Annotated in this window: 1 protein-coding gene; it reads left to right on the top strand. The window is 61.4% G+C overall.

Annotated elements, in window-relative coordinates; all coding sequences use genetic code 11:
• Positions 1–42 precede the first annotated feature (42 nt).
• Positions 43–536: 2Fe-2S iron-sulfur cluster-binding protein (locus tag ACP4IX_RS36580; protein WP_426559003.1), on the top strand; the 494-nt coding region annotated here is incomplete at its 3' end.

The raw sequence follows: 536 nt of genomic DNA, 5'->3' as shown, positions 1-536 counted from the left end.
CCGCCGAAGGCGCGGGTCTACTGAGAACGAAGGCGAGCAGACATGGTTGAATTCGCACTTCCGAAGAATTCGAGGATTTCCGGCGGCAAGACCTGGCCTAAGCCGGCCGGCGCCACCGAGACCCGCGAATTTCGTGTGTATCGCTGGAATCCGGACGACGGCAAGAATCCGAGCGTCGACACCTACTATGTCGACACCCATGATTGCGGTCCGATGGTGCTGGACGGTCTGATCTGGATCAAGAACCACATCGACCCGACGCTGACCTTCCGCCGCTCCTGCCGCGAAGGCGTCTGCGGCTCCTGCGCCATGAACATCGACGGCCAGAACACGCTGGCCTGCACCAAGGACATGCACGACGTCGATGCGGGTCCGGTGAAGATCAATCCGCTGCCGCATCAGCCGGTGGTGAAGGATCTCGTCCCTGACCTCACCAATTTCTACGCCCAGTACGCTTCGATCGAGCCGTGGCTCAAGACCACGACGCCGACGCCGCAGAAGGAATGGAAGCAGAGCCACGAGGACCGCGAGAAGCT

Origin of the sequence: Streptomyces sp. WG5 (genome assembly GCF_049974565.1) — a bacterium.
Classification (GTDB): domain Bacteria; phylum Actinomycetota; class Actinomycetes; order Streptomycetales; family Streptomycetaceae; genus Streptomyces.
This window is presented reverse-complemented; position numbering and strand designations above follow the sequence as displayed.